At 76.1% G+C, this 18291-nt stretch carries 17 protein-coding genes; 8 read left to right on the forward strand and 9 right to left on the reverse strand.

What is annotated here, in order from left to right; translation table 11 throughout:
- Window position 1 precedes the first annotated feature (1 nt).
- Window positions 2–733 carry a hydrogen peroxide-dependent heme synthase gene (gene hemQ, locus ACI2LW_RS29400; protein WP_404734273.1) on the forward strand — a complete coding sequence of 244 codons (732 nt, stop codon included), beginning with the start codon at window positions 2–4 and terminating at the stop codon, window positions 731–733.
- Here the strand turns inward: hemQ and ACI2LW_RS29405 are convergent, their stop codons facing one another.
- The 9 genes from ACI2LW_RS29405 to zapE all read right to left on the reverse strand — a co-directional run bounded on the left by ACI2LW_RS29405 (window position 734) and on the right by zapE (window position 10673).
- Entirely contained in the window at window positions 734–2455 is a 1722-nt protein-coding gene (locus ACI2LW_RS29405; RefSeq protein ID WP_404734274.1) for an alpha/beta hydrolase, read from the reverse strand.
- A 136-nt stretch (window positions 2456–2591) separates the two neighbouring features.
- Window positions 2592–3374, reverse strand: coding sequence for a TIGR04222 domain-containing membrane protein (locus ACI2LW_RS29410; RefSeq protein WP_404734275.1), 783 nt, complete (start codon window positions 3372–3374; stop codon window positions 2592–2594).
- Between the two features lie 97 nt (window positions 3375–3471).
- Window positions 3472–4260 (reverse strand): DUF4142 domain-containing protein, encoded by a 789-nt coding sequence (locus ACI2LW_RS29415; RefSeq protein WP_404734276.1) that lies wholly within the window; start codon window positions 4258–4260, stop codon window positions 3472–3474.
- A gap of 258 nt (window positions 4261–4518) precedes the next feature.
- Window positions 4519–5967 carry a DUF692 domain-containing protein gene (locus ACI2LW_RS29420; RefSeq protein WP_404734277.1) on the reverse strand — a complete coding sequence of 483 codons (1449 nt, stop codon included), beginning with the start codon at window positions 5965–5967 and terminating at the stop codon, window positions 4519–4521.
- 175 nt (window positions 5968–6142) lie between these two features.
- The gene (locus tag ACI2LW_RS29425) at window positions 6143–6886 is read right to left on the reverse strand and encodes a peptidyl-tRNA hydrolase (protein WP_404734278.1); all 744 of its coding nucleotides are present in this window, start codon (window positions 6884–6886) and stop codon (window positions 6143–6145) included.
- A gap of 119 nt (window positions 6887–7005) precedes the next feature.
- Complete coding sequence (locus ACI2LW_RS29430; protein ID WP_404734279.1) at window positions 7006–7194, reverse strand: hypothetical protein; 189 nt, start codon at window positions 7192–7194, stop codon at window positions 7006–7008.
- 50 nt (window positions 7195–7244) lie between these two features.
- Complete coding sequence (locus ACI2LW_RS29435; RefSeq protein ID WP_404734280.1) at window positions 7245–8249, reverse strand: polysaccharide deacetylase family protein; 1005 nt, start codon at window positions 8247–8249, stop codon at window positions 7245–7247.
- A gap of 238 nt (window positions 8250–8487) precedes the next feature.
- Window positions 8488–9453 carry a slipin family protein gene (locus ACI2LW_RS29440; RefSeq protein ID WP_404734281.1) on the reverse strand — a complete coding sequence of 322 codons (966 nt, stop codon included), beginning with the start codon at window positions 9451–9453 and terminating at the stop codon, window positions 8488–8490.
- Window positions 9454–9560: 107 nt separating this feature from the next.
- On the reverse strand, window positions 9561–10673 hold the full coding sequence (gene zapE / locus ACI2LW_RS29445; protein WP_404734282.1) for a cell division protein ZapE: 1113 nt from the start codon (window positions 10671–10673) through the stop codon (window positions 9561–9563).
- A 37-nt stretch (window positions 10674–10710) separates the two neighbouring features.
- Here zapE and ACI2LW_RS29450 point away from each other — a divergent pair, with 37 nt between their 5' ends.
- The 7 genes from ACI2LW_RS29450 to ACI2LW_RS29480 all read left to right on the forward strand — a co-directional run bounded on the left by ACI2LW_RS29450 (window position 10711) and on the right by ACI2LW_RS29480 (window position 17794).
- A complete protein-coding gene (locus tag ACI2LW_RS29450; RefSeq protein WP_404734283.1) occupies window positions 10711–11550 on the forward strand; it encodes a pyrimidine reductase family protein in 840 nt (279 codons plus the stop codon).
- 484 nt (window positions 11551–12034) lie between these two features.
- On the forward strand, window positions 12035–12508 hold the full coding sequence (locus tag ACI2LW_RS29455) for an indole-3-glycerol phosphate synthase (protein WP_404734284.1): 474 nt from the start codon (window positions 12035–12037) through the stop codon (window positions 12506–12508).
- Between the two features lie 73 nt (window positions 12509–12581).
- Window positions 12582–13973, forward strand: coding sequence for a UDP-N-acetylmuramate--L-alanine ligase (gene murC / locus ACI2LW_RS29460; RefSeq protein ID WP_404734285.1), 1392 nt, complete (start codon window positions 12582–12584; stop codon window positions 13971–13973).
- A gap of 14 nt (window positions 13974–13987) precedes the next feature.
- Entirely contained in the window at window positions 13988–14395 is a 408-nt protein-coding gene (gene msrB / locus ACI2LW_RS29465) for a peptide-methionine (R)-S-oxide reductase MsrB (protein WP_404734286.1), read from the forward strand.
- A 93-nt stretch (window positions 14396–14488) separates the two neighbouring features.
- The gene (locus ACI2LW_RS29470) at window positions 14489–15598 is read left to right on the forward strand and encodes a trypsin-like peptidase domain-containing protein (RefSeq protein ID WP_404734287.1); all 1110 of its coding nucleotides are present in this window, start codon (window positions 14489–14491) and stop codon (window positions 15596–15598) included.
- A 125-nt stretch (window positions 15599–15723) separates the two neighbouring features.
- Window positions 15724–15888: a hypothetical protein gene (locus tag ACI2LW_RS29475; protein WP_404734288.1), complete on the forward strand. Its 165-nt coding sequence runs from the start codon at window positions 15724–15726 to the stop codon at window positions 15886–15888.
- A 37-nt stretch (window positions 15889–15925) separates the two neighbouring features.
- Complete coding sequence (locus ACI2LW_RS29480; RefSeq protein WP_404734289.1) at window positions 15926–17794, forward strand: HEXXH motif domain-containing protein; 1869 nt, start codon at window positions 15926–15928, stop codon at window positions 17792–17794.
- Window positions 17795–18291: the final 497 nt, after the last annotated feature.

The raw sequence follows: 18291 nt of genomic DNA on the forward strand, positions 1-18291 counted from the left end.
CATGAGTGACGATGCTCCCACCACCGGGCCCGCCAGGATCCCCAACAAGGGCAAGCTGGCCAAGGACCTCAACGAGGTCATCCGCTACACGCTGTGGTCCGTCTTCAAACTGCGGGACGTGCTGCCCGAGGACCGCGCGGGCTGGGCGGACGAGGTCCAGGAGCTGTTCGACCAGCTCGCCGCCAAGGACGTGACCGTCCGCGGCACCTACGACCTGTCGGGCATGCGCGCCGACGCCGACCTGATGATCTGGTGGCACGCCGAGACCAGCGACCGGCTGCAGGAGGCGTACAACCTCTTCCGCCGCACGCGGCTGGGCCGGGCGCTGGAGCCGGTGTGGTCCAACATGGCGCTGCACCGTCCCGCCGAGTTCAACCGCTCGCACATCCCGGCGTTCCTCGCCGACGAGACGCCGCGCGCCTACGTCAGCGTCTACCCGTTCGTGCGCTCCTACGAGTGGTACCTGCTGCCCGACGAGGACCGCCGCCGGATGCTCGCCGACCACGGGAAGATGGCCCGCGGCTACCCGGACGTACGCGCGAACACGGTCGCGTCCTTCTCCCTCGGCGACTACGAGTGGCTGCTCGCCTTCGAGGCCGACGAGCTGCACCGCATCGTCGACCTCATGCGCCACCTGCGCGGCGCCGAGGCCCGCCGGCACGTCCGCGAGGAGATCCCGTTCTTCACGGGGCGCCGCAAGGACATCGCGGACCTGGTCGCCGGACTCGCCTGATCACCTGGTGCCCGCCGGCCGCGCGGTCCCGCCGGCCAGGGCGTCCCGCAGCCGGCGCGTGCGGGACTCCTGGAAGGTGGGGCCGTCCGGCCGCGGCTCGGCGTGCGGGGCACAGCCCGCGCGCCGCCCGGGCAGGCGCCCCTGGAGCAGATAGGCGTCGACGTACGCGTTGACGCACGCGTTGGGGCCGTACGCGATGCCGTGCGTGCCCGAGTCCCGCTCCGTCACCAGGGCGGAACCGGCCAGCCGCCGGTGCAGCTCCAGGGCGCCCTCGTACGGCGTGGCCGCGTCCCGCTCGGCGGCCAGGACCAGCACCGCCGGCACCTCGCCCGGCCCGGTCCGCACGTCCAGCGGCCGCTGCCGGGGCGCCGGCCAGTAGGCGCAGGGCAGATTGGTCCACACATTGCCCCAGGTCTCGAACGGCGCGACCCGCGCGAGCCGGGTGTTGTCCCGGTCCCACACCGCGAAGTCCGTCGGCCAGGCCGCGTCGTTGCACTCCACGGCGGTGTACACGGCGGCGCCGTTCTCCGCCGCGGCGGCCCCGTCCCGGTGCGGCGCGGCCAGCGCCACCAGCGGCTTCTCGTCGCCCTTCAGGTAGGCCGACAGGGCTCGCGCGCCGGCCGGCCAGGCGTCGTCGTAGTACCCGGTGGTCAGGAACGCGCCCTGGAGCTGGCCCGGACCCACCGTGCCGCCCGCCGGCTTGTGCGCCAGGCGCTGCCGCGCCAGGTCGTAGGCGGCCTGCACCTCGTCGGCCGTGCGGCCGAGCCGGAAGACCCCGTCGTGCCGGGCCACCCACTCCCGGAAGTCCGCCCAGCGCGCCTCGAACGCGGCCGACTGGGCGAGGTTGTTGCGGTACCAGACGCGGGCCGGGTCCGGGTTCACCGCCGAGTCGAACACCATCCGCCGCACATGCGTGGGGAACAGCGTCGCGTACAGCGCGCCGAAGTACGTGCCGTAGGAGGCGCCCAGATACGTCAGCCGGTCCTCGCCGAGCGCCGCGCGCAGGACGTCGAGGTCACGGGCGTTGTTCAGGGAGGTGTAGTGCCGCAGGGCCGCTCCCGCGCGCCGTGCGCAGCCCTGGGCGTAGGCCCTGGCCTCGGCGATCCGCCGCTCCTTGTACGCCTGTGAGGGGTGGGTCGGGGCGGCCGACGGCGCCTTGAAGAACCCCTTGGGGTCCTCGCAGGACAGCGGGGCCGAGCGCCCCACCCCGCGCGGGGCGTAGCCGACCAGGTCGTAGGCGGCGGCGACCCGCTTCCACTCGGGCAGCAGGCCGACCACCGGGAAGGACATCCCGTCGCCGCCGGGTCCGCCCGGGTTGTAGACGAGGGCGCCCTGCCGGGGCACCTTGCGCTTGCTGTTGCGCGGGTCCCGGTGGGTGGCCCGCGCCCGGCTCACGGTGAGCCGGATCGTACGGCCGTCGGGGTGCGCGTAGTCGAGGGGGACGGTCACGGTGCCGCACTCCACGGTGGCCGGCATGTCCCGCGCGTCCGGGCAGGCGCCGAAGCGGATGCCGGCCGCCCGGGCGCGGGCGGCGGCCACCCGGACGCCCCGCTGTTCGGCCGCCGCGGTCCGCCGCGGATCGGCGGCGGCGAACCCGGGCGAACCGGCCGGTCCCGGCCCGGCCTGCGCACCGGGGGCCGGGACGGCACCGCCCGCCGGGGTCGCGGCGAGGGCGGTCAGGACCAGGGATCCTGCGGCCGTCCACACGGCGGCAGCTCTCATCGGGTCATCCCTTTCGGCGTACGGAAGCAACAAAAGGGATGTTTCGTTCGCCGAGGGGGGAAGGCAAGCACCGCCCGGCCGGTGTCGGCGCCAATGCGCCCCGTGCGCCCCCGTAGCCGCTCCGCTGACGGGGCCGTCACTCCCGCCAGGGCTGGTCGCGGTGGGTGAGGGCCGCGCGCAGCTCCGGCTCGCCGATCGCGCGGACGCCCCGTACGGCGACGGACGCCAGGTACGCGCGGTCGTCGCCGCCGCGCACCCGCCGGGTCAGTGTGCCGAGCAGCCGCTGCCCGGCGGGGGACGCCCAGCGGGAGTACGGGTGGAGCTCGGCGCGGGCTATGGCGAGGCAGCCCAGGGTGAGCGCCAGGGGCAGGGCGAACCACAGGGCGACGAGATGCCGCGGCATCTCCGTGGGGCCGGGCAGCAGCAGGGCGGCCGCGCCCAGCGCGAGCACCGCGAGCGCGGCGGCGCGCACCTGGCGCACCCCGTCCGCGAGCGAGGTGACCGTCCCGTCCGGTACCGCCAGTCCCGCGCCGACCAGGCGGTCGGCGAGGGCGCGCACCGCGTCCGCGGCGGCCGTCGCCGCCCGCACCGGGGCGATACGGGACTGGCCCTCGGGGCCTATCGCCCCTATCACGGACCGCTCGATCTCGTCCCGCCCACAGGGGTCCACCACCGTGGCCCAGCCGGTGTGCGCGAGCAGCAGCCGGCGCTGGCGCGCCATGGAGACGAGCGTGACGTCGGCGACCCGCGCGGGGCCGCCGGACAGGAACGCCGCCTCGTAGAGCGTCAGCTCGTGCTCCCCGTCCGCGGCCGCGTCGCGGGCGTCCACGGCCGCCGCGCGTACGGCGGCCAGGCACAGCCGGGTGCACGCGGCGCCGGCGACGGCCCAGGCCAGAAGCAGCAGGAGGACCCAGAACATGACGTGTTTCTATGCCAGTGGCCTGGGAAACGCCATGCCCTGTTCACATTCCGGACCCGGTGTGGCCGGTATGTGACGTTCCGTTTGTTGTCCGAGGTCAGGGGGCCGCCGGGGGCGGGCTGGAGACGGCGGGCGGCAGGGAGTACGCCGGGGAGCCGGACGGGGTGAGCGGGACCACCGCGCCGGGATCCGCGCCGGGACCGGCGGAGGGGGGTGCGGCGGTGCCGGCGGAGGGGGTGCCCTCGCCCGCGTCCAGGTCCCGGGACAGCGCGCCGAAGTCGACGAGCCCCGTGGCCTCCAGGACCTCGATGTGGTCCAGCACGGTCGTGGTCGCGTCACCGGCGAGCGCGCGGACGAGCGAGTTCCGCGTGGTGGCGCGCACGTTCGCGGCGAGCGGGAGGAGCCGGCCGGCGGCGAGCCGCAGGGTGCCGGCGAACCGGCGGTCGTAGTCGTCGCCGTGCGCGGCGTCCAGGGCGCCGAGCCACTGCTCCTGCTGGGCGGTGGGCTCGTCGGGGAGTGCCAGGCCGAGCCGGGCGGCGGCCTCGCGGACCCGGCGGTCGAGGTCGGTGCACCCCCGCACGAGGTGCCGTCCCGCCGTCCGTACCGGCTCGGTGGTGCCCTTCCGCTCCGCCTGCCGTCCGGCGGGCAGCTCCCACAGCGCGGCGAGCCGCAGACGGGTGAGGAAGTCGCGGTCGGGTTCCGACAGCGGTCCGTACGGGGTGGCCACGGTGCGGCTGCTCAGCGGGCTCGCGTCCTGGCCGGGCGGCCGGTGGACGTAGGAGACGATCGGGACGAGCAGGGCCGCGGCGGTCGCGGCGAGCGCCACGAGGATGATCCCGGTGCCGCTGAGCGGGCCCCGGCCCTGCACGGGCGGTCGCGGTCGCATGGTGCCTCCAGTCGCGGCCCCGCACGTCCGTGCGCTTCGGGGTGGGGGGCGGGGCCGGCGGGTCGGCATCGTACTTCGGCGGTCGCGGCGGCCGGGAGACGGGAGGATGCCGTACATACCGGGCGTCCGGCGGCCGGGAGGGCGCCACGCGGCGAGCCGTCATGGGGGCAAAAGGGGAGACAGGGGGCGAAGGCGGGGCCCGCCCCTGTCCCGTACACACCACATGTGCGATCGGGCACACCGGGCGCCTTCCGGGTCTCAGCGCCTCAGCAGCACCCGCCGCGCCGCCCGCGCGGCCCGGACCGCGGGCCGCCGCGAGCGCGGCGCCGGCCCGGACCGCTCCAGCCACCACCGGCGCAGCTCCCGCCGGGCCCCGGCGCTCTCCGGGAGCCCCGCGAGCAGCACGGACGCCACGAAGTCCAGGGCGTCGCGCCGGTACCCGCCGGTCATCGGGTGCGCCTGCGCGTAGGCGAGGAAGGCACGGCGGTAGCCCTCCCCGAGGATCCCCGGGAGCTCGGGCGCCACCTTGGCCACGACATCGGCCCGCTTCCCGGCGAGCGCCCGGGCCTGCACGCCCAGCCGGGCCCGGTCGAACCCCTCCGGCGCGGGCGTCCCGGCGACGAGCGCCGACAGCAGCGCCGTCTGCGCGAGCGCCAGGCGCAGCCGGGCGGGCCCGGTGTCCTCTCCGGCGTCCGCGCCGATCGGCTCACCGGTGTTCTCGCCGGTGTCCGGGCCGGTGTCCGTGCCGGTGTTCTCCCCGGCGGCCGGCTGTGCGGCGGTGCGGGCGTCCGTGCCGGCGTCGCCGCCGGCGGCGGTGCGGCTGTCCGTGCCCGCGTCGGCGGCCGTGGCCGGTCCGCCCGCGGCGGCGGTACGGCCGTGCTCCACCGCCCGGCGGATCAGCCCCAGCTCCCGCTCCAGCTCGGCCGGCGGCGGGAAGTTCTCGTCGCGCTCCAGCAGCACCCCCGGCGGGGTCACCCGGGAGGCGAGGTCGGACAGGATGCCGAGGACCGGTGGCGGCACGGGGTGGGCGTGGCTGTCGTGCCACACCCCGTCGCGCTCGAAGCCGCCCGCCACGTGGACGTACGCGATGGCCTCCAGGGGCAGTTCGGCCAGCGCCTTCGCCGGGTCCTCGCCCCGGTTCACGTGGTTGGTGTGCAGGTTGGCGACGTCGATCAGCAGCCGTACGCCGGTGCGGTCGGCCAGCTCGTACAGGAACTGCCCCTCGGTCAGCTCCTCGCCCGGCCAGGACAGCAGCGCGGCGATGTTCTCCACGGCGAGCGGCACGGGCAGCGCCCGCTGTGCGACGCGGACGTTCTCGCACAGCACGTCCAGTGCGTCGCGGGTGCGCGGCACGGGCAGCAGGTGCCCCGCCTCCAGCCGCCCCGAAGCGGTCAGCGGGCCGCCCGCCCGGACGAAGGCGATGTGCTCCGTCACCAGCGGCGAGCCGAGCGCCTCGGCCCGCTCGGCGAGCGCCGTGAGCCGGCCCTCGTCGGGCCGCTCGGCGCCGCCGAGACCGAGCGAGACCCCGTGCGGCACCACGGTCACCCCGCGCGCCCGCAGTCGCAGCAGCGACTCGGGGAGGTGGCCGGGGCAGACGTTCTCCGCCACGACCTCCACCCAGTCGATGCCGGGCATGCCCTCCACGGCGTCCGCGATCTCCGGCCGCCAGCCGATCCCCGTCCCCAGTCGCGCGCCTCGTCGCTCCATGGCTTCACCGCCCCCCTCGGGCACGCGGGGGACACGGCCCCCGCGGTCACACGGGGGACACTGCCCCCTCGGTCACACGGGGGACACCGCCCCCTCGGTCACGCCGGGGATATGGCCCCGCCGTGCGGGGCCGAACCGCGCGGCCGCCGCCTTCAGAGCAACATTTGAGGTTCGCTCACCGCGACCGCAGGGCCGGATGGTCGGCGACCACCGTGCAGGAGCCGGGGGCGATCTCCGTGAAGCCGGCGTCGCGCACCACGGGCAGGCCGCTCGCCACGAGGTCCCGCCACCGGGCGGGGCCGGCGGTGCGCACGGCGAGCGGGAAACCGGCGTCGCGCCAGGCGGCGCGCTCCTCCTCCGACAGCTCCCACCAGGCGAGCTGGGCGCCGTGCCCGGCCTGGGCCATCGCCTTGCCCGCCGACATGTCCAGGCCGGGGCTGAGCCACAGCACCGGGACGCCCGGCTCCGGCGCGGCGGGCGGCTCGGGGTCGTCGAGGTCGGTGCCGGAGACCTGGAGCCTGGCCAGGTCCTTGGGCCAGCCGTCCAGCGGGACGGGCGGGAAGACCCGTACCTCGGCGGTCTCGCCGGTCACCGTGATGCCGGGCAGCGCCTCGGCGCGCCGCCACTCGGCGCCGCGGGCCCGCCGGACCACCTTGCGGATCCGGGCGTCCTGCCAGTCCCGCACGGCCTGCGCCCACTCGCCGTCGCCGAGGGACCGCTCGTCGCTCAGCATCGTCAGCACCGCCCGGGCCGCGGTCTCCAGCGCGTCGGTACGGGCCGGCGGCGCCCCCCGCTCGATCCGGACGACCAGCGGCAGCACGTACTGGGGCGCCAGGTCGCGGGCGCTGTGCCCGGACCGGAAGGGGCTGTCCCCGGGGGCGGTGGCGGCGGTGCTCTCGTCGGTGCTCACGGACCTCAAGTCTGCCAGGCGCCGATCGGGTGCCGTGCGCCCAGCCGGCCGGGGGAGGCCGTGTGCCTGCGCTCTGCCGGAGCGGGCCGTGCGCGTGCGCTCTGCCGGAGCGGGCCGGGCGCGTGCGCTCAGCCCGAGCAGGCCGTGCGCTGCGCCTCCTGCCACTCGCAGACGGGACAGAGCGTGATCCCCTTGTACGACTCCGGGTACTCCGTCGGCCGCCGGCACAGCACGCACTCCGCGTACGGCGGCCCGTCGGCCTTCGGCGGCCGGTCCGTCCCGATCAGGCAGTAGTCGCCGGTGTCGTCGTCGCTCATGACTCCAGCGTAGGACGGGTCAGGAGTGACTCCGGTCCGGCGCGGGACGGTCAGGAGCGCCCGCCCGGGGCACCGGTCCCGGCCGCGCCGGCCGCCCCGGTCGCCGCCCCGCTCGGGGCGCCGCCGGGAACCTGGGCGGGCGCGGCCAGGTTCGCGGCCCGGATCAGCTCCGAGACCTTCACGAAGCGGTAGCCCTGCCGGCGCAGCTCGGGCACGACCGTCCGCACCACCTGCTCGGTCGTCGGGGCGGCGCTGCGGGTGCAGTGCATCACCACCACCGACCCGGGACGCACCCCGTCGAGCACCTGCCGGGTCACGGCGCCGGCGTCCGTGGCGAACGCGTCGCCGCTGACCACGTCCCACTGCACGGCGGTGACGCCGAGACCGGCGAGGGCCCGCAGCGCCCGCTCGTCGTAGCAGCCGCCGGGGAAGCGGAAGTACGGCATCGCGTGCGCCACCCCCGCCGCGCGGAAGGCCGCGTAGGCGCGGTCGACCTCCGGGCGCATCTGCTCCGGGGAGACCGTCGGCAGGCCGTAGCAGTTCCCGGTGAACGCGTAGTGGCTGTAGGAGTGGTTGGCCAGTTCGAAGAGAGGGTCCTGGCCGATGGAGCGGGCCTGCTCCGGGTACTCCTCCGCCCACCGGCCGGTCATGAACACGGTGGCGGGAACCCGCAGCGCGCGCAGGGTGGCGATCAGCGCCGGGTTGTCGAAGTGCTCGCCGGCCGCGGCGCGCGGCCCCTCGGCGGCGGTCATGTCGGCGTCGAAGGTCAGGGCGACGACCTTGCCCGCGGTGCGCGGGCCGTGGCTGAAGACGGGGGTCAGGCCGCCGGGCCCGGGCGCGAGGGCGGGCGGCCGGGAGGGGGCGGTGGTGGCCCCGGAGGGGTCCGGGGTGGGCGAGGCGGGGGAGCCGGAGCCGCCGGGGGAGGGCGAGGCGGCCGGACCGGAGGGCGCCGGCCGCCCGGTGCCGGTGGTCGGGACGAAGCCGCAGCCGGCCAGGCCGGCCAGGGCGGCGCCGAGGGCACAGGTGGCGGTGACGCGTCGTACCAGTGAGATCACCGGATGACCGTAGGGCGTTCCGCGGTCATATGAACGGCGGCGGGGCCGTGGGGTCACCCGCGTGGTCACCCGCGCCGTGCCGGTACGCGGACCCGGGGCCGTCCGCGTACCGTCCCCGAGCCCCGTCCCCGAGCCCCGGCCACGGACGCCCGGCCACGGACGCCCGGCCACGGACGCCCGGCCACGGACGCCCGGCCACGGACGCCCGGCCGCGGACGCCCGGCCGCGGACGGCCGGCTCACGACTCGGTGACGGGGCGGGCGGACCCGGGCACCTGGGCGGCAGCCGCCGCCGCGGCGGGTTCGCGGGAGGCGTCGTCGTGGGAGGCGGCGTCCTCGCGGGAGGCGGCGTCGGCGGCGGACCTGACGGGTGTGAGGGAGGCCGCGTCGGCGGACGTGCCCGCGGGCGCGCCGTCGCCGGCGGGGGTGCGCGCCGCCGTCTCCTGAAGCGGGGCCCGTTCGAGGAAGCGCAGCAGTTCGACCGGGAAGGGCAGTACGAGGGTGGAGTTCTTCTCGGCGGCGACCGCCACCACGGTCTGCAGCAGCCGCAGTTGCAGCGCGGCCGGGGTGTGGGCCATCTGCTGGGCGGCCTCGGCGAGCTTCCTCGACGCCTGGAGCTCGGCGTCGGCGTTGATGATCCGGGCCCGCCGCTCCCGGTCGGCCTCGGCCTGCCGGGCCATGGAGCGCTTCATGGTGTCGGGCAGGGAGACGTCCTTGATCTCCACCCGGTCGATCTGCACGCCCCAGCCGACGGCCGGGCTGTCGATCATCAGCTCCAGGCCCTGGTTGAGCTTCTCCCGGTTGGACAGCAGGTCGTCCAGGTCGCTCTTGCCGATGATGGACCGCAGGGACGTCTGCGCCATCTGCGAGACGGCGAACTTGTAGTCCTCCACCCGGATCAGTGCGTTCGCCGCGTCGACCACCTTGAAGTAGACGACGGCGTCCACGCGCACCGTCACGTTGTCCCGGGTGATGCCCTCCTGGGCGGGGATCGGCAGAGTGACGATCTGCATGTTGACCTTGTGGAGACGGTCCACGAAGGGAATGATCATCGCGAGGCCGGGCGGGCGCACCTCACCGTTCAGCCGCCCGAGCCGGAACACCACCCCGCGTTCGTACTGCTTGACGACCCGCACCGCGGCGGCGAGGTACACGATCCCCACGCAGCCCACGGCCACTACAGCGGTCAGCACACCTTGGACCATGATGACGACTCCTCGGCCGTCCGTCCGTGCCCGTGTTCGAGCCTGTGTTCCACGATATGCCCGGTCCGTGAGCGCGGTCGAGTCCCGTACCGGCCCGATGAACCCGCTCAGTGCGGCTCGACGAACTCCTTGGCGTCCCGGGCCAGGGCGGTGAGCCGGGATATCGCGCGGAAGTACTTCTTGCGGTAGCCGCCGTTCAGCATCTCCTCGCTGAACAGCCGGTCGAAGGGCACCCCGGAGGCGAGGACCGGCACCTCGCGGTCGTAGAGCCGGTCCGCCAGCACCACGAGCCGCAGCGCCGTCGACTGGTCGGGCACCGGCCGCACCCCGGTGAGGCACACCGCCGCCAGACCGTCGGTCAGGGCGCCGTAGCGGCTGGGGTGCACCTTGGCCAGGTGCTCCAGCAGATGCGGGAAGTCGTCCAGCGAGGCGTTCTGCGTGGCGTACGCGGCCTTGGCGACCTGCTCGTCCGAGTACGGCGCCGGGGCCTCGGGCAGCCCGCGGTGCCGGTAGTCCTCGCCGTCGATGCGCAGCGTGCGGAAGTGCGCGGACAGGCCCTGGATCTCGCGCAGGAAGTCGGCGGCGGCGAACCGGCCCTCGCCCAGCCTGCCCGGCAGCGTGTTGGAGGTGGCGGCGAGCGCGACCCCCGCGTCGACCAGCCTGCCCAGCAGGGTGGAGACGAGCACGGTGTCGCCCGGGTCGTCCAGCTCGAACTCGTCGATGCACAGCAGGCGGTGGCCGGAGAGCGTCTCGACCGTTTTTTGGAAGCCGAGGGCGCCGACGAGGTTGGTCAGCTCCACGAACGTGCCGAACGCCTTGTGCGCGGGGTCGGCCGGGGCGGCGTGCCACAGCGAGGCCAGCAGGTGGGTCTTTCCGACGCCGTAGCCGCCGTCGAGGTAGACACCGCGCGGGCCGGCCGGGGACTTCGCCGCCTTGCCCTTGCCCTTGCCGAAGCCGAACAGGCCGCGCCTGCCGGAGCCGGCGGCCGGCGCCCCGTCCAGCCCCGCGGCGAAGTCGTCCAGGACCCGTACGGCCTCGCTCTGGCTCGGCTGGTTCGGGTCCGGCAGGTACGTCGCGAAGCGCACCCCGTCGAAGCGCGGCGGCGGCACCATCTCGGCGACCAGCCGGTCCGCGGGGACGTGCGGCTCGCGGGCGCACAGGGACAGCGGGGCCGCGTCGGTCAGGGGGCTGAGCCCGGAGGCGGCTTGGGAGGACGACACGGTTCCCCATGGTAGGCGGCGTGGAACACTGCTCGGCATGCGACGCCTGTTCCCTGTGACCGACGAAACAGCGGCCGAGGCCCCCGGTGAGACGGGCGGGGCCGGCGGTGCGGGCGTGCCCGGCGCCCTGCCCGGCGCCCTTGTGGAGCGGGAGTGGAGCCTCGCCGAGCTGGCCGCCGCCTACGCCTACCCCGAGCGCGGGCCCGGCGGCCGCGAGCCGTGGCTGCGGGCGAACATGGTCAGCACGCTCGACGGCGCCGCCCAGCACGAGGGACGTTCGCAGCCCATCTCCAGCGCCGCCGACATGCGGATCTTCGGCACCCTGCGGGCGCTCGCGGACGTCGTGGTGGTGGGCGCGCAGACCGTACGGCAGGAGGGGTACCGCCCCGCCCGCGCGCGGCAGGAGTTCGCGGCGCTGCGCGAGGCGGCGGGGCAGGGACCCGCCCCGGCGATCGCGGTCGTCACCGCGGGACTGGAGCTGGACTTCTCGCTGCCGCTGTTCACCTCGCCCCTGGTGCCCACGCTGGTCCTCACCGGCGCCGCGGCGGCCCCGGAGCGGATCGCCGCCGCCGAGAAGGCGGGCGCGCGCGTGGTGGTCGCCGGGGACGGCATGGGCGTCGACCCGGCCCGCGCCGTGCGGGCCCTGGCCGGACTCGGGCACACCCGCCTGCTGACCGAGGGCGGCCCGCGGCTGCTGGGACAGCTGGTGGCGGCCGGCGTCCTCGACGAGCTGTGCCTGACGCTCTCCCCGATGCTCACCGCGGGCGACGCCCAGCGCATCGCCGGCGGCCCCGCGGTCCGGGTCCCGCGCCACTTCGCCCTGGCGTCCCTGCTGGAGGAGGACAGCTTCCTGTTCGCCCGCTACGTACGGGCGTGACGCCGCGGCACGCGGATCCGACGGGTGGCGCCGGGCCCCCGGCGGGGGTGCGCGTGCGCGACGGGAGCTTGCGTCCGCCACGGGAGTGGGCGCCGGCGCCAGGAGGTGGACGCCCGTGACGGGAGGCGGGCAGACGCCCCCGGCGGGAGTACGCGTGCGCTGCGGGAGTACGCGTGCGCGGCGGACGGCGCACGCGCGGCGGACGGCGCGCGCCTGCCCGCAATGGACCCTGCCCAGGGTCCATCGGGGTGGGATTCGGCCAGGCGGGGCGGCCGTGCGGGCCGATGCGAGCGGCCGTGCGGGCCGATGTGGGGGCCGGTGGGCCCCGGCCGGGCGGAAGGGGTCATTCCGGTGGGCTTGCCGCGGGCAGACTGATTCCGGCGATACCCGTGGGATCACGGGGCAGGATGGTTTCCGCAGGGGCCGCCGCGGCCCCCGGACGCAGTGGGAGGGCGCACGGCCCTCGAAGGAGAAAGGGCGCCTGGTGTTCACAAGCGTACTGATGATCGAGAAGGCCCTGACGTCCGCCGACGTGGAGTTCGTCACCACCTTGCACGGTGAGGAGCCGGTCCACTTCCACGTGCTGCTCCAGCCCCGCGGCGACCAGGCGGACCGCCTGCTGCGGGCCATCGACGACATCGCGCTCGGCGAACTCGACGAGGCGGCGCGCGAGCGCGAGACCCCCGAGGGCGCCGCCGCCAAGAGCGAGGGGGAGCAGGCCCTGGAGGTGTCCCTGACCGCACTGCGGGCGGCCGGCAGCGAGGCGGAGGGGCGGCTCGTCGAGGACCACCCGCTGGACGCCCTCAAGGCCCTGGTCGCCGAGGCCGGAGCCGACGAGGTGATCGTCCTGACCGACCCGCACTACGTGGAGGAGTTCTTCCACCGGGACTGGGCCTCCCGGGCCCGCCACAAGGTCGGCGTACCGGTGCTGAAGCTGTTCTCCCACAGCAAGGCATAGGCTTGGGCGGCGCCCCGCGCCAGCGGCGCGCGCACCGTCGTACCGCAGCCGTACCACCTGGGGAGAAAAGCGCATGGCACCCGGCCTTCCTACCGCCATGGACCGACCGCACTTCATCGGCATCGGCGGCGCCGGGATGTCGGGCATCGCCAAGATCCTCGCCCAGCGCGGCGCACGGGTGGCGGGCAGCGACGCCAGGGACTCGGCCACCGCCGAGGCGCTGCGCGCGCTGGGCGCCACCGTGCACATCGGGCACGCGGCCGGGCACCTCGCCGACGACGCCACCTGCGTGGTCGTCTCCTCGGCCATCCGCGCGGACAACCCCGAGCTGCTGCGCGCCGCCGAGCTGGGCATCCCGGTGGTGCACCGGTCCGACGCCCTGGCCGCGCTGATGGAGGGCCTGCGCCCGATCGCGGTGGCCGGCACCCACGGCAAGACGACCACCACCTCCATGCTCGCCGTCTCCCTCGGCGAGCTGGGCCTGAAGCCCTCCTACGCCATCGGCGGCGACCTCGACGCCCCCGGCTCCAACGCCCTGCACGGCGAGGGCGACATCTTCGTCGCGGAGGCGGACGAGTCCGACCGCAGCTTCCACAAGTACGCCCCCGAGGTCGCCATCGTCCTCAACGTCGAGCTCGACCACCACGCCAACTACGCCTCGATGGACGAGATCTACGAGTCCTTCGAGACCTTCGCCGGGCGTATCGTCCCCGGCGGCACGCTGGTGATCTCCGCCGACCACGAGGGCGCGCGGGAGCTGACCCGCCGGCTGGCCGGCTCGGTGCGCACGGTGACCTACGGCGAGGCCCAGGACGCCGACGTACGGGTGCTGTCCGTCGAGCCGCAGGGGCTCACCAGCCGGGTCACCGTCGTGCTGGACGGCGAGGAGCTGACCTTCGCCGTCTCCGTCCCCGGCCGCCACTACGCGCTCAACGCCGTCGCCGCGCTCGCCGCCGGCGCGGCCCTCGGCGTCCCCGCCGCCGAGCTGGCCCCCGCGCTGGCCGCCTACACCGGCGTCAAGCGGCGCCTGCAGCTCAAGGGCGAGGCGGCCGGCGTGCAGGTGATCGACTCCTACGCCCACCACCCCACCGAGATGACCGCCGACCTGGAGGCGATGCGCGGCGCCGCCGGGGACGCCCGGATCCTGGTCGTCTTCCAGCCCCACCTGTTCTCCCGCACCCAGGAGCTGGGCAAGGAGATGGGCCAGGCCCTCGCCCTCGCGGACACCTCCGTGGTCCTGGACATCTACCCGGCCCGCGAGGACCCGGTCCCCGGCGTCACCAGCGAGCTGATCATCGAGGCCGCCCGGGCCGCCGGCGCCGACGTCACCGCCGTCCACGACAAGACCGAGGCGCCGGAGGTGGTCGCGGGAATGGCGAAGGCCGGTGATCTGGTTCTCACCATGGGCGCGGGCGACGTCACCGACCTCGGACCGCGCATCCTGGACCGTTTGCAGCAGAAGTAAGGGGCTGATGGCTCATGGCGTACGACGTCGACAAGCCGGACGAGCAGTGGCGCGCGGAGCTGAACCCGGCCGAGTACGCGGTGCTGCGCCAGGCCGCCACCGAGCCGGCCTTCACCGGTGAGTACACCGACACCAAGACCAAGGGCGTCTACTCCTGCCGGGCCTGCGGCGCGGAACTGTTCACCTCCGGCACCAAGTTCGAGTCGCACTGCGGCTGGCCGTCCTTCTACGACCCGAAGGACACCGACGCGGTGGAACTCGTGGAGGACCGCTCCCACGGGATGGTGCGCACCGAGGTGCGCTGCGCCCGCTGCGGGTCGCACCTCGGCCACGTCTTCGAGGGCGAGGGCTACCCCACCCCGACCGACCAGCGGTACTGCATCAACAGCATCTCCCTGCGGCTGACGCCGGCGGAGGACTGAGGGCGGGCCGTGTGACGGTGAGGGGGGCCGTGTGACGGTGACGGGGGGCCGTGCGACGGTGACGGGGGGCCGTGCGACGGTGAGGGAGGCCGTGTGACGGTGACGGGGGGAGCGGGAGCACGGGCCGGAGCAGGTCTCCGGCCCGCGCGGGTCGCCGAGGTGCTGGTGCGCCCGGCCGGCGGCGCGCCCGGGCGGCGCGGCTCCGGCTACCTCGTCGGCGACGACTGCGTGCTGACGGCCGCGCACGTGGTGGCCGGACCCCTGGAGCACCTGCGGGTCCGCTTCGACGCCGACCGGCCGGGGGAGTGGAGCGCCCCGGCGCGGGTGCTGCTGCTCTCCACGTCCGCCGACGTCGCCCTGCTGCACCTGCCGGACCTGCCCGACCTGCCGTCCGGGCGCGCGCCGGTCGAGCCGCCCGCCTACGCCGCGGTGCCCGACGCGGACGTCGTCCTGCCCTTCCGGGCGGTGGGCTTCCCCCGCTTCAAGCTGCGCGCCGACCCGGCGCACCCCGCCGACGACGGCTCGCCGAGCCAGTACCGGGACTCCTGCCACCTCTCCGGAACGGTCTCGGTGCTCTCCAACCGCCGCGAGGGCACCCTCGAACTCGCCGTCGCCGCCCCGCCCGAACGCGAGGACGGCGAACCCGGGCGGTCCCCCTGGGAGGGGATGTCCGGCGCCGCGGTGTGGTGGGACGGCGCCGTCATCGGCGTGATCAGCGCCCACCACCGCGCCGACGGGCTCGGCCGGCTCGCCGCCGGGCGCGTGGAACGCTGGTACGAGACGCTGTCCCCGGCCGAGCTGGAGCTGTTCCGGCGGCACGCGGGCCTGCCGCCGCGGCCGGCCGGCCACGCCCCCGCCGACGGCCCCGAGGCGCCCAGCCCCGCCGTGTCCCTGGCCCGACTGACCCCCGACGTGCCGCTGCGCGACCTGGTGGACCTCGTGGACGCGCTCACCGCGCTGCCCGTCCTGCGCGGCGCCGGCGGCATGACGCTGCTGCTGGACAGCATCAGCGGCCGGATCGCCGCCAACGCCCCGCGCGACCCCCGGCTGCGCACCGACGTCTTCGGCGTCGTCCGCACCTGCCTGCGCTACCCGGGCACCCTCGATCAGCTCCTGGAGGCGGTCCGGCTGCTGGAGGGCGACTCACCGGAACGGCGGCGCGTGGACCGGGAGGCGGCCCTGCTGGCCCGGCGGCACGGCTGACCTGATCTCGTGCCGCGGCCGGGATATGGGGTTTCGACTTGTGCCCCGCTGGGTCATCATTGATGAGGCACCGACAGCGCCGACTGGTGGGCATGGGAGGGGACTTGGCAGCCGTGGAGCAACCGATGCCTGCCGTCGAGTCCGGCCTCGTCGATCTCTCCGAGATCTCCCTGACAGCCCTGCGCTCCCTGGACGACACGGTCTTCACCGAGTCGCTGGAGCAGCTGCTGCGCCACATCGACGGCCCGCAGGCGATCACGGTGTCCTACAACCCGTCCCGTTTCGACTGACTCGACGAGGTGACCGGCACGGTGCAGTGGGGGACGCGTGGCCGCTGAAGCCACGACCACGGGGGACCAGCTGTCGTTTCACCGGCTCGCCGCGCCCGGCGTGCTCGCCCTCGCCCGCGGCGAGGGCGACGAGGCGGTGGTCGCGGAGATGCTGAGGGCGGAGCGCAGCCGCCGCCTGCTGCTGCTCAGAGCCCTGGACAGCGGGCTGGCCCGGAGCGGACCGGGCACACCCGTGCCCTACGAGGCGGCCTGGGCCCTGCTCGCGCGGGTCCAGCAGCACGCGCCCGGGGTCTTCGAGGACGTCCTGATGTCGCCGAACACGGGCATGTGGGTGTCGCTCGCGGTGCGCCGCATCCGGGGCCGGGTCTACGAGGACGCGCCGCGCTGGGTGGTCGTGGGCCACCTCGCCGCGCTCGCCGCGGCCGCCGGCGCCCGGGCCGGGCTCGACTTCACGATCACCGTCCCCGTGCGCGGCGGGCTGGTGCCGCTGCCCACCCTGGGCTGCGCGGTCCTGCCCGACCCCCGGCGGTGGAGCACCGCCCGGGTCACGGGACGGGCCGGCCGGCTGCGCATCCGCGGCCCGCACGGCGAGGTGCACGCCGGACCCGCGTGGGACCGGCGCGGCCCGCACTGGCTGCCGGTGCGGCGGCTGACCCTGGGCACCGGGCGGGACGCCAAGGAACTCGTCCTCGAGGACCTGGACCCCTACCGCACCTTCCCCCGGCCCACCCCGCCCGAGCCGCTGTCCGAGGCGGACGCCGGGGCGTGGGAGCACCTGCTCACGTCGGCCTGGAAGATCCTGCTGCGCGACGATCCGCAGTGCGTCCGGGCGATGCGCCACGGGCTGAAGTCGGTGGCGCCCACGCCGGCGAGAGAAAGGTTTCGGCCGCACAGCAGCACCGCCGGGGACGCCTTCGGCGGGGTCTCCGCGTCCCGCCCCGACGACGCGCCGCAGCTGGCCGCCACCCTGGTGCACGAGTTCCAGCACACCAAGCTGGGCGGACTGATGCACCTGGAACCGCTGCTCGCGCCCGAACCGGAGCCGGAGGAGCCGGCGGAGCTGTTCTACGCCCCGTGGCGGGACGACCCCCGGCCGCTCGGCGGGCTGCTCCAGGGCATCTACGCCTTCCTGGGCGTCACCCGGTTCTGGCGCGCCCACCGGCACAGTGCCGAGCCGGCGTACGCGCCGCTGGCCCACTTCGAGTTCGCGCTGTGGCGCACCCAGGTGTGGTCCACGCTGTGCGCGGTGCGGGGGCACGAGCGGCTGACTCCGCTCGGCCGCCGGGTGCTGGACCGGCTGAGCGAACGCTGTGCGCGATGGCTGGACGACGAGGTGCCGCGGGCGGAGCTGCGCCTGGCCCACGAGGTCGCGGACGACCACGCCGCCCGCTGGCGGGCCCACCACCTGCGTCCGCCCGCCGCGGCCGTCGAGGAGGCGGTGCGCGCCTGGCGAAACGGCGCCGACCGGCCGCCCGCCGCCCTCGCGGCCGAGCCCGCGCTGGTCCCGGACGCCGGGGTGCGCCATCTGGACACGGCGGCGGTCCTCGCCCGGCACCGGCTCAGCGACCCCGGGGACAGCCGGCGGCGGCCCGCGGACGGCGCTTTCGGCGACGGTGTCGACGGCGCCGGCGAGGCGGAGGTCATGCTGGCCCGCGGCGACCTGGCCGGGGCCCGGGCCGCGTTCACCGCCCGGCTGTCCGCCGAGGCCGCACCCGCGGGCGCCTGGGCGGGCCTCGGCCGCTGCCTGGCCGCCGACCCGGCCCACGCGGACGCCTCCCGCCTCCTGCGGAGCTTCCCGGAGCGGGCCCGTGCCGTCCAGGACGCCCTGCGGACGACGGGCACCCCCGCCGACCCCGTCCACCTGGCCACATGGCTGGCCCACCAGGAGCCCCCGGCCACACCCTGAGCCCACCGGCCCGGCCCGCCCGGCCTGCCCCGGCCTGGCCCGCCTCGCCCCGGCCCGCCCCGGCCTGCCCCGCCTCGCCCCGGCCCGCCCCGGCCTGGTCCGCCTCGCCCCGGCCTGCCCCGGCCTGGTCCGGCCCGCCTCGCCCCGGCCCGCCCCGGCCTGGTCCGGTCCGGCCTGCCCCGGCCGGGCCCGGCCCGGCCCGCCCCGGCCTGGCCCGCCTCGCCCCGGCCCGCCTCGCCCCGGCCCGCCCGGCCTGCCCCGGCCTGGCCCGCCTCGCCCCGGCCCGCCCCGGCCTGGTCCGGTCCGCCTCGCCCCGGCCTGGTCCGGCCCGGGCAGGCGACGCGAGGGTCCGTCCCGACGAGGCGCCGCCCGGCCGCACGGGGAATCGTCGCGGGCGGCGGCCGCAAGGCCCGGCCACGGCTGCCGGCAGCCGGTCGCGGCCGTCGGCCATGGGCTGCCGGCCGCCGGCAGCCGGACGCGGAGCGCCCGCCTCCGGA

Origin of the sequence: Streptomyces sp. NPDC004065, from assembly GCF_044903565.1 — a bacterium.
In the GTDB taxonomy this organism is placed as follows: Bacteria; Actinomycetota; Actinomycetes; order Streptomycetales; family Streptomycetaceae; genus Streptomyces.

Bases quoted from the DNA above. Each gene is read 5' to 3' on its own strand.
- ACI2LW_RS29420 (WP_404734277.1), bottom strand. From the start codon at position 5,967: ATGGAGCGACGAGGCGCGCGACTGGGGACGGGGATCGGCTGGCGGCCG.
- hemQ (WP_404734273.1), top strand. From the start codon at position 2: ATGAGTGACGATGCTCCCACCACCGGGCCCGCCAGGATCCCCAACAAG.
- ACI2LW_RS29430 (WP_404734279.1), bottom strand. From the start codon at position 7,194: ATGAGCGACGACGACACCGGCGACTACTGCCTGATCGGGACGGACCGG.
- ACI2LW_RS29405 (WP_404734274.1), bottom strand. From the start codon at position 2,455: ATGAGAGCTGCCGCCGTGTGGACGGCCGCAGGATCCCTGGTCCTGACC.
- ACI2LW_RS29440 (WP_404734281.1), bottom strand. From the start codon at position 9,453: ATGGTCCAAGGTGTGCTGACCGCTGTAGTGGCCGTGGGCTGCGTGGGG.
- ACI2LW_RS29415 (WP_404734276.1), bottom strand. From the start codon at position 4,260: ATGCGACCGCGACCGCCCGTGCAGGGCCGGGGCCCGCTCAGCGGCACC.
- ACI2LW_RS29410 (WP_404734275.1), bottom strand. From the start codon at position 3,374: ATGTTCTGGGTCCTCCTGCTGCTTCTGGCCTGGGCCGTCGCCGGCGCC.
- ACI2LW_RS29475 (WP_404734288.1), top strand. From the start codon at position 15,724: ATGCCTGCCGTCGAGTCCGGCCTCGTCGATCTCTCCGAGATCTCCCTG.
- msrB (WP_404734286.1), top strand. From the start codon at position 13,988: ATGGCGTACGACGTCGACAAGCCGGACGAGCAGTGGCGCGCGGAGCTG.
- murC (WP_404734285.1), top strand. From the start codon at position 12,582: ATGGCACCCGGCCTTCCTACCGCCATGGACCGACCGCACTTCATCGGC.
- ACI2LW_RS29450 (WP_404734283.1), top strand. From the start codon at position 10,711: ATGCGACGCCTGTTCCCTGTGACCGACGAAACAGCGGCCGAGGCCCCC.